This window comes from Ideonella azotifigens (assembly GCF_006519715.1).
Classification (GTDB): Bacteria; Pseudomonadota; Gammaproteobacteria; order Burkholderiales; family Burkholderiaceae_C; genus Ideonella; species Ideonella azotifigens.
This window is the reverse complement of the sequence record NZ_VIDT01000169.1, coordinates 1-9,153: the sequence shown is the minus strand read 5'-3', so window position 1 is coordinate 9,153 and position 9,153 is coordinate 1. Positions and strand designations below refer to the sequence as shown.

Here is a 9,153-nt window from a genome sequence, read left to right as displayed (position 1 = left end):
TGCCTGCTGGTCGGTGCGCTGGTCGCCTGGGCCTGGCCCGAGGCTTTGCTGCTGAACAGCCTGGGGCTGCTGGCCGCCTGGTCGCTGAGCCTGCTGATCGGCTGGCTGCTGCACCTGAAGGTGGAACTGCCGGCGTTGCGCAGCGGTGGCTCACGGACTGCGCCAGCCCACACGCAGGCCGAGCCCGCATGGGCCGGCGCCAGGGTCACGCGCTGAGCCGATGCGGCCCGCCGAGTCGCCCAGGCGACAACGCGTGACACAAAAAGTGACGGCACCAAAGCGTCACACAGGCAACACTCTAGGGGGTTGACACCACCCTAAGGTCTTTCCCGAGGTGGGAAACCTCGCGTGAGAGGCTTGCAACAAGCCTCTGTGCTGCGTTGCGCGCAACTTACACAATGAAGTCTGATCAACAGGAGACAGACCTCATGAAAAGAACCGTACTGTGCGCAGCAGCCCTTTGCGCCCTCGGCACCGGCGCCTGGGCCCAATCGACCGTGACCATCTACGGCATCGTGGACTCCGGCGTTCGTGTGCAAACCAATGACGGCCCGAAGGGCGCCAACAGCGGCGACGACAGCAAGTCCGTCACGCCAGGCGGCATGTCGCAAAGCCGGCTCGGCTTCAACATCGTCGAAGACCTGGGCGGCGGCATGCAAGGCCTGGTCAACATGGAGCACCGTTTCCTGGTCGACACCGGCGCCGTGGCCGCCACCGACTTCTGGCGCCAGGCCTGGGTCGGTCTGAAGACACCTTACGGCCGCATCACGCTGGGCCGCCAGTACAACGTGTTGTTCGACGTCTTCACGTCGACCTACGCCTCGTTCAAGTACTCGCCGTACATCGAAGCGTTCAAGCCAGAGATCGGCATGTCGCTGGGCGCACGCCACAACAACATGGTCAAGTACCTGGCCGAGTTCAGCGGCCTGCGCATCGGCCTGGCAGCCAGCGCGGCCGAGGGCAACACCAATGGCTCGAACTCGACCCGCGCAGGCTACCTGCGCTACGAGATGGGCCCCTTCGCAGTCGGTGGCGCCTACGAGCAATTGAAGGACACGGCCAACAACAAGGTCACGGCCGCGACCGTCGGTGGCGCCTATTCCTCTGGCCCGTGGTACGTCACCTTGGCCTGGGCACGCACCGACCCGGACGACAAGTTCAGCCGTGCAACGCTGAACGCGCTGCTGGGCAACGCCGGCACCAACGGCAATTTCGGCGTGTCCACCAACATGGACAAGCGCGACATGTGGTCGGCCGGCGTGACCTACCAGTTCACGCCGCAGTGGAACATCGGCGGCCACTACTGGAACGCCAAGCAACACTCCCGCGAAGGCACCACCGATGGCGCCGGCAAGGCCATCTTCGCCGCTGGCGTGCTGGACTACGCATTCTCCAAGCGCACCGACGCCTACCTCGAGGTGGACCACACCGAGCTGAGCGACAACCCGGTGTTCACCTTTGCCAACGGCGAGACCAAGCGCCTGGGCTACATGGTCGGCCTTCGCCACCGTTTCTGATCGGGCCCGGGCCGGGTGTCGTCGCACCCGGCTTCCGATCACCTTCACAGGCTTCTTTCAGGGGCCTTTTTTACGCCCGAACCGGACCGGCACTAGGCCCGGTCCAGTGCCTGACGCAGCGCGATCTTCAGCTCGCGCAGCGCCTTCAGCTCCGCTTCCGGCGCCGCCAGCGCGGACCACAGCATGCCCACCAGCGCCGCCGCGGTCGCGTCAATGTCGATGGCCCGTTCCTGCTGGCCCACGGCCTCCCACAGGATGTGCTCCATCGGCCCCAGCACCAGCGAGCGCATCAACCGCAACGGCAGGTCGCTGCGCACCTCGCCGCTGGCCTGGCCGCGCGCCAGCAGTTCCATCAGCGGCGCGGTGTAGCGGCGCTGCAGCGGCAGCAGGCTGTCGGCCAGCACCTGGCCCTTGCTGCGGCCTTCGGACAGCACCAGCGCGCACAGCCCCGTGCCCTGGATCAGGAACAGCCGCAAGTGCGTGGCGACAAAGGTTTCCAGCTGCGCGCGCACCGGCCGGTCTTTCGGCAGGCCCGCCTCCATCGCGCCAATGATCTCGTCGTACCAGTCCTCGATCACCCGCAGGCACAGCTCGCGCTTGCCACGGAAATAGGTGAAGACCGTCGCCTCGGACACGCCCAGGCGCTGCGCGATGTCGGCCGTGGTCGCGTGTTCATAGCCCTTCTCGGCGAAGACTTCGCGGCCCACGCGCAGGATGTCCCGGATGCGTTGTTCGCTTTTTGCGCTGGCCGCGTTGCGGCGCGCCAAGGGGGCTGGGTTGATCATTTGTTGAGTATCACTCAAATCCTCCTTGTGCCGCAATCCGGATGCTGCTAGATTCGAACCCGATCAAACCAAATACAGGCTGCGCCACAGGACATGATTGAGCTTAGCTCAACATGACCCGCAAAACCCGCCAGCCCACACTGCCCGCACAGGAGACAAGCCGATGTTCGAATCCACCTTCACCTTCCCGCTGGGCGATGACATTGCCGCGCTGCGCGACGCCGTGCGCCATTTCGCACAAAGCGAGATCGCGCCACGCGCCGCGAAGATCGACCAGGACAACCTGTTTCCGGCCGATCTGTGGCGCAAGCTCGGCGAGTTGGGCGTGCACGGCCTGACGGTCTCCGAAGACTTCGGCGGCACTGGCCTGGGCTACGTGGCCCACATGGTGGCGATGGAAGAGATCAGCCGCGCCAGCGCCTCGGTCGGCCTGTCCTACGGCGCGCATTCCAATCTCTGCGTGAACCAGATCAACCGCAACGGCACGGACGCGCAGAAGCGCAAGTACCTGCCCAAGCTGATCAGCGGCGAACACACCGGCGCGCTGGCGATGAGCGAGCCTGGTGCCGGCTCCGACGTGGTCAGCATGAAGCTGCGCGCCGAGAAGAAGGGCGACCGCTACCTGCTCAATGGCAGCAAGATGTGGATCACCAACGGCGGCGATGCCGACACCTTGGTCGTCTACGCAAAAACAGAGCCTGAGCTCGGCGCGCGCGGCATGACCGCCTTCCTGATCGAGAAGGGCTTCACGGGCTTCAGCCACGGCCATCACCTGGACAAGCTGGGCATGCGAGGCTCCAACACCTTCCCGCTGTTCTTCGACAACTGCGAAGTGCCGGAAGAAAACGTGCTGGGCGGTGAAGGCAACGGCACCAAGGTGCTGATGAGCGGGCTGGACTACGAACGCGTGGTGCTTTCCGGCGGCCCGCTGGGCATCATGGCCGCCTGCCTGGACGCGGTCGTGCCCTTTGTGCACGAGCGCAAGCAGTTCGGCCAGAGCATCGGCGAATTCCAGCTGATGCAGGGCAAGCTGGCCGACATGTACTCGACCTTCCAGGCCTGCCGCGCCTATGCGTACGCCGTGGCCCAAGCCTGTGACCGTGGCGACCACAGCCGAGCGCTGCGCAAGGACGCGGCCGGCGTGATCCTCTACACCGCCGAGAAGGCCACCTGGATGGCCGGCGAGGCGATCCAGGCACTGGGCGGCGTGGGCTACACCAACGAGTTCCCGGTCGGCCGCCTGTGGCGCGATGCCAAGCTGTACGAAATCGGTGCCGGCACCAGCGAAATCCGCCGCATGCTGATCGGCCGCGAACTGTTCTCGGAGACCTGCTGACAAGCCGCCAAGGAGCACCCTCATGCGACGTGATCCCTTGACCCTCAGCCAGGACGCCGGCCCGTGCACGGTGCCGCTGATCGAACAGACCCTGGGCGATTTCTTCGACGACATGGTCCGCCGGCAGCCGGCGCGGGAAGCCCTGGTCAGCCGCCACCAGGACCGCCGATTCAGTTACCTCGAACTGCAGCGCGAGGTGAACCGGCTGGCCAGCGCGCTGCTCAAGCTGGGCCTGCAGCCGGGCGACCGCGTGGGCATCTGGTCGCACAACAACGCGGAGTGGCTGCTGATGCAGCTGTCCACCGCCAAGGTGGGCCTGGTGCTGGTCAACATCAACCCAGCCTACCGCACGACCGAGCTGGCCTATGCGCTGAACAAGGTCGGCTGCCAGGCGCTGGTGACCATGGCCCGCTTCAAGACCAGCGACTACCTCGGCATGCTGCGTGAGCTGGCGCCCGAGCTGACCGACTGCGCACCCGGCCACCTGCAGGCGGCCCGCCTGCCGGCGCTGCGCACCATCGCCTGGATCGACCTGGCCGGCGAAGGCGCGGAAGAACCCGGCCTGATTCGCTTCTCGGACCTGCTCGCGCAAGGCGATGCAGCCGACGCGCGCGTGACCGAAGTGGCCGCCACGCTCAAGTCCTCCGACCCGATCAACATCCAGTTCACCAGTGGTACCACCGGCTTTCCCAAGGGCGCCACGCTGACGCACCGGAACATCCTGAACAACGGATTTTTCATCGGCGAATGCATGAAGCTGGACCCGGACGACCGGCTGTGCATCCCCGTGCCGCTGTACCACTGCTTCGGCATGGTGCTGGGCAACCTGGCCTGCCTCACGCACGGCGCCACCATCGTCTACCCCAACGACGGCTTCGACCCCCTGGCCGTGCTGGAAACCGTGCAGGCCGAGCGCTGCACCGGGCTGCACGGCGTGCCCACCATGTTCATCGCCGAGCTGGACCACCCGCGCTTTGCCGAGTTCGACCTCTCCACGCTGCGCACCGGCATCATGGCCGGCTCGCCCTGCCCGATTGAGGTGATGAAGCGCGTGGTCAGCCAGATGCACCTGGAAGAGATCACCATCGCCTACGGCATGACCGAAACCAGCCCGGTGAGCTGCCAGAGCGCCACCGACACGCCGCTGGACCGTCGAGTCAGCACCGTCGGCACGGTGCAGCCGCACCTGGAGGTGAAGATGGTGGACCCGGAGTCGGGTGCCGTGGTGCCCCCCGGGCAGACGGGTGAGCTCTGCACCCGCGGCTACTCGGTGATGCATGGCTACTGGGGCGACCCGGAGAAGACCGCCGAGGCCATCGACGCCGATGGCTGGATGCACACCGGCGACCTGGCCACCATGGATGACCAGGGCTACGTGAACATCGTCGGCCGCATCAAGGACATGGTGATCCGCGGTGGCGAAAACCTCTACCCGCGCGAAATCGAGGAGTTCCTCTACCGCCATCCGCAGGTGCTGGACGTGCAGGTGGTGGGCGTGCCGGACCTGAAGTACGGCGAGGAGTTGTGCGCCTGGGTCATTGCCAAGCCGGGCCTGCCCGGCCAGCCGCTCACCGAGCAGGCGCTGCGCGATTTCTGCAAGGGCCAGATCGCGCACCACAAGGTGCCGCGCTACATCCGCTTCGTCGACGCGTTTCCCATGACCGTGACCGGCAAGATCCAGAAGTTCAAGATCCGCGACGCGATGAAGCAGGAACTTGGGCTCAACGAAGAGAAGACCGCATGACCGTGCTGAGCACCCAACTGAACCCGCGCAGCGAAGCCTCCCGGGCCAACGCAGAGGCCATGCGCGCACTGGTGGGCGACCTCCACGCCCGGCTCGCGAAGATCGCCGAAGGCGGCGGCGAGGCGGCGCGTGCCAAGCACCTCGCACGCGGCAAGCTGCTGCCGCGCGACCGCGTCGAGATGCTGCTGGACCCGGACACCGCCTTCCTCGAGATCGCGCCGATGGCGGCGTTCGAGGTCTACAAAGAAAGGGACGGCAGCGACGCTGCGCCTTGCGCCGGCGTCATTGCCGGCATCGGCCGGGTGTCAGGCATCGAATGCGTGATCGTCTGCAACGACGCCACGGTCAAAGGCGGCACCTACTACCCGCTGACGGTGAAGAAGCATTTGCGCGCGCAGGAAATTGCCGAGCAGAACCACCTGCCCTGCATCTACCTGGTGGACTCCGGTGGTGCCAACCTGCCCAACCAGGACGAGGTCTTCCCCGACCGCGACCACTTCGGCCGCATCTTCTACAACCAGGCCAACATGAGCGCACGCGGCATTCCGCAGATCGCCGTGGTGATGGGCTCGTGCACCGCAGGCGGCGCCTACGTGCCGGCGATGAGCGACGAGACCGTCATCGTCAAGGAACAGGGCACCATCTTCCTCGGCGGGCCGCCGCTGGTGAAGGCGGCCACCGGCGAGGTCGTGACTGCCGAGGACCTCGGCGGCGGCGACGTGCACACCCGCCTCTCCGGCGTGGCCGACCACCTGGCGCAGGACGACACGCATGCCCTCGCCCTGGCCCGGCAGATCGTCTCGCACCTGAACCGGCCCAAGCAGGCCCACCTGGCGCACATGGCGCTGCGCGAACCGCGGCCGCCGGCCTTCCCGGCCGAGGAACTGCTGGCCGTCATCCCCACCGACACCCGCAAGCCTTTCGACGTGCGCGAGATCATCGCCCGCATCGTCGACGGCTCCGAGTTCGACGAATTCAAGGCCCGCTACGGTGCCACGCTGGTCTGCGGCTTTGCGCACATCGAAGGCATGCCGGTGGGCATCGTCGCCAACAACGGCATCCTGTTCGCCGAGAGCGCCAACAAGGGCGCGCACTTCATCGAGCTGTGCTGCCAGCGCAAGATCCCGCTGGTGTTCCTGCAGAACATCACCGGCTTCATGGTCGGCCGCAAGTACGAGAACGAAGGCATTGCCCGCGCCGGCGCGAAGATGGTCACCGCCGTGGCCTGCGCCAATGTGCCGAAGTTCACCGTCATCATCGGTGGCAGTTTCGGCGCTGGCAACTACGGCATGTGCGGCCGCGCCTATTCGCCACGCTTCCTGTGGATGTGGCCGAACGCGCGCATCTCGGTGATGGGCGGCGAGCAGGCCGCCAGCGTGCTGGCCACCGTCAAGCGGGACGGCATTGAGCAGAAGGGCGGCCAGTGGAGCGCCGACGAAGAAGCTGCGTTCAAGGACCCGATCCGCCGCCAGTACGAGGTGCAAGGCCACCCGTACTACGCCAGCGCCCGGCTGTGGGACGACGGTGTGATCGATCCGGTGGACACCCGCCGCGTGCTCGCGCTGGGCCTGTCGGCCAGCCTGAACGCGCCAATCCCGGACGCGAAGTTCGGCGTCTTCCGGATGTAAAGCCATGAGCACCCCGATCGAACTCAAGCGCCCCAGCCCTCATGTCGCCGAGGTCTGGCTGAACCGGCCGGATGTGCGCAATGCTTTCAACGACGAAGTCATCGCCGCCTTGACTGCCACCTTCCGAGGGTTGGCCCAGGACGGCGCCCTGCGCGTCGTCGTGCTGGCCGGCCACGGCAAGGCCTTTTGTGCCGGTGCGGACCTGAACTGGATGCGCGCGATGGCCGACTACAGCTGGACCCAGAACCGCGATGATGCGCAGGCGCTGGCTGACATGCTGTGGACGCTGAACCAGTGCCCCGTGCCCGTCGTCGGCCGCGTGCACGGCGACTGCTACGCCGGTGGCGTCGGCCTGGCGGCGCTGTGCGACGTGTTGGTGGCCGTGGACAGCGTGAACTTCTGCCTCAGCGAAGGCAGGCTGGGCCTGATGCCGGCAACCATCGCGCCCTACGTGATCGCCGCGATGGGCCAGCGCGCCGCGCAGCGCTACTTCACCACCGCCGAGCGTTTCAGCGCCGCCGAAGCGCAGCGCATCGGCCTGGTCCATGAACTCTGCAGCGCCGAACAGCTGGACGAGCGCGTGGCCGCCATCGTGCAGGCCCTGGTCGCCAACAGCCCTGCCGCCGTGCGCAGCTGCAAGCGCCTGGTGCAGGACCTGGCCGGCCAGCCCAACACGCCCGCGCTGCGCGAAGACACCGCAAGGCGCATTGCCGACATTCGCGGCAGCGACGAAGGCAAGGAGGGCGTGTCCGCCTTCCTGCAAAAACGTCCGCCGGGCTGGCTCGCGAGCTGAGCCCAGACCGCCAAGGAGACAACAAAGATGTTCAAGAAGATCCTGATCGCGAACCGAGGCGAAATTGCGTGTCGCGTGGCCAAGACGGCAAAACGCATGGGCATCCGCACGGTGGCGGTCTACTCGGACGCCGACGCCCAAGCCGCCCACGTGCTGGCCTGCGACGAAGCCGTGCACATTGGCGGCGCCGCGGCCAGGGACAGCTACCTGCAATGGCAGCGCATCCTCGAAGCCGCCAAGGCCACTGGCGCGCAGGCGGTGCACCCGGGCTACGGTTTTCTGAGCGAAAACGAAGCCTTCGCGCGCGCTTGCGCCGAGGCCGGTCTGGTCTTCATCGGCCCACCGCCGGACGCCATTGCCGCGATGGGCAGCAAGTCTGCCGCCAAGTCGCTGATGGACAAGGCCGGCGTGCCGCTGGTGCCTGGCTACCACGGTGACAACAACGAGCCCACGTTCCTGCTGCAGCAGGCCGAGCGCATCGGCTTTCCGGTACTGATCAAGGCCAGCGCCGGCGGCGGCGGGCGCGGCATGCGACGCGTGGACAAGGCCGAAGACTTCATCGCCGCGCTGGCCTCCTGCCAGCGCGAGGCGCGCAGCAGCTTCGGCAGCGACCATGTGCTGGTCGAGCGCTATGTGACGCGCCCGCGGCACATCGAGATCCAGGTCTTCGGCGATACGCAAGGCCAGTGCGTCTACCTGTTCGAGCGCGACTGCTCGGTGCAGCGCCGCCACCAGAAGGTGCTGGAAGAAGCGCCAGCACCGGGCATGAGCGCCGAGCGCCGCGCCGAGATGGGCGCCGCCGCAGTCGCCGCCGCGAAGGCGGTGGGCTACGTGGGCGCTGGCACGGTGGAATTCATTGCCGAGGAAGTGAACGACGGCGACCTGCGCTTCTATTTCATGGAGATGAACACCCGGCTGCAGGTGGAGCATCCTGTGACCGAAGCCATCACCGGCCATGACCTGGTCGAGTGGCAGTTGCGCGTGGCCAATGGCCAGCCGCTGCCGGCGCAGCAAAACGAGTTGCGCATGCACGGCCATGCCATCGAAGCCCGCATCTGTGCCGAGAGCCCGGACGCTGGCTTCCTGCCCGCCACCGGCAGTCTTGACGTGCTGCGCTGGCCGGCCCACGTGGCCTTCGAGCGCACCGCAGGCACGGATGCCACCGCACCGGTGCGCGTGGACGCCGGCGTGCGCGAGGGCGACGCGATCAGCCCGTTCTACGACTCGATGATCGCCAAGCTCATCGTCTGGGGCGAGGACCGGCAGCAGGCGCTGGCACGGCTGGACGCCGCGCTGCGCGACACCCACATCGTCGGCCTGGCCACCAACGTGGCCTTCCTGCGCCGTGTG

The 9,153-nt window shown here is 66.8% G+C and carries 7 protein-coding genes and 1 pseudogene; 7 read left to right on the top strand and 1 reads right to left on the bottom strand.

Annotated features, from left to right (window positions below; genetic code table 11):
• Both FKP22_RS32005 and FKP22_RS12560 read left to right on the top strand, forming a co-directional pair.
• Positions 1–216 (top strand): annotated as a pseudogene (locus FKP22_RS32005) (hypothetical protein); the annotation flags it as partial.
• Between the two features lie 212 nt (positions 217–428).
• Positions 429–1,517, top strand: coding sequence for a porin (locus FKP22_RS12560; protein WP_141287829.1), 1,089 nt, complete (start codon positions 429–431; stop codon positions 1,515–1,517).
• A 92-nt stretch (positions 1,518–1,609) separates the two neighbouring features.
• Here FKP22_RS12560 and FKP22_RS12555 read toward each other — a convergent pair whose 3' ends face one another.
• Positions 1,610–2,302, bottom strand: a complete 693-nt coding sequence (locus tag FKP22_RS12555; RefSeq protein ID WP_141287828.1) for a TetR/AcrR family transcriptional regulator — start codon at positions 2,300–2,302, stop codon at positions 1,610–1,612.
• Positions 2,303–2,465: 163 nt separating this feature from the next.
• Here FKP22_RS12555 and FKP22_RS12550 point away from each other — a divergent pair, with 163 nt between their 5' ends.
• From FKP22_RS12550 to FKP22_RS12530, 5 genes are all read left to right on the top strand, one after another.
• Positions 2,466–3,638, top strand: coding sequence for an isovaleryl-CoA dehydrogenase (locus FKP22_RS12550; RefSeq protein WP_141287827.1), 1,173 nt, complete (start codon positions 2,466–2,468; stop codon positions 3,636–3,638).
• Between the two features lie 22 nt (positions 3,639–3,660).
• Positions 3,661–5,382 (top strand): AMP-binding protein, encoded by a 1,722-nt coding sequence (locus tag FKP22_RS12545; RefSeq protein WP_141287826.1) that lies wholly within the window; start codon positions 3,661–3,663, stop codon positions 5,380–5,382.
• Positions 5,379–7,010, top strand: a complete 1,632-nt coding sequence (locus tag FKP22_RS12540; RefSeq protein ID WP_141287825.1) for a carboxyl transferase domain-containing protein — start codon at positions 5,379–5,381, stop codon at positions 7,008–7,010. Before FKP22_RS12545 ends, FKP22_RS12540 begins: the two co-directional genes overlap by 4 nt.
• A 4-nt stretch (positions 7,011–7,014) precedes the next feature.
• Positions 7,015–7,803 carry an enoyl-CoA hydratase/isomerase family protein gene (locus FKP22_RS12535; RefSeq protein ID WP_141287824.1) on the top strand — a complete coding sequence of 263 codons (789 nt, stop codon included), beginning with the start codon at positions 7,015–7,017 and terminating at the stop codon, positions 7,801–7,803.
• A gap of 27 nt (positions 7,804–7,830) precedes the next feature.
• On the top strand, positions 7,831–9,153 hold a 1,323-nt coding region (locus FKP22_RS12530), incomplete at its 3' end, for an acetyl-CoA carboxylase biotin carboxylase subunit (RefSeq protein ID WP_141287823.1).